At 66.1% G+C, this 607-nt stretch carries 1 protein-coding gene; it reads right to left on the bottom strand.

Translation table 11 applies throughout. The features are described from left to right. Positions 1-23: 23 nt before the first annotated feature. A partial coding sequence (locus VT50_RS36975) for an IS982 family transposase (protein ID WP_079343975.1) occupies positions 24-607 on the bottom strand: 584 nt, incomplete at its 5' end.

Here is a 607-nt window from a genome sequence, read left to right as displayed (position 1 = left end):
CTAGATGAGTGAGTCTGATGTCCTCAGTGGTCATACGCGATCAGGGATCGCTTGGCTTCGGCTCCGGTGGTCCAGTTGTGCCAGATGGCTGCTGCGAGGGCGAGGAGTCGTTGGCCGGTGCGGGCGAAGACTCCGGCCGGTGTTCTTCCGCCGTGCTGTTCCAGGCTGAGCTGGCCCTTGAGGGTGTCGAAAACCGCCTCGATCCACTGGCGGCATCGGGCCAGGCGTCCATGCCGGGTGGGTTCGTCCTTGCGGTCCGGACGTACCAGATGGCCTTCGAGCCGTTCGGTGATGAATGCCTCGAACTCCTTCCCGGCGAAGCCCTTGTCGGCGAGGATGACCTGTCCGGCGCGGACGAGGTGATGGTCGCGTTCCAGCAGTGCGGTCATCACCTCCCGCTCGCCGAGCTTGGGGTTCGCCAGGCACCAGGAGATGGGCATGCCCTCGGCGGTGGTGAGCAGGTAGAGCCGGAACCCCCAGAAGTAGCGGGAGTGGCTGCGGCAGTAGCCGTATCCGGCGTGACCGGCCAGGTCGGAGCGTTTGACGGTCTCGCGGGAGGCTGCGCAGGGCAGTGGAGTGGAGTCGATCAGCCGCAGGTCGTCGTGCC

Origin of the sequence: Streptomyces antioxidans (assembly GCF_000968685.2) — a bacterium.
Lineage (GTDB): Bacteria > Actinomycetota > Actinomycetes > Streptomycetales > Streptomycetaceae > Streptomyces > Streptomyces antioxidans.
This window is presented reverse-complemented; position numbering and strand designations above follow the sequence as displayed.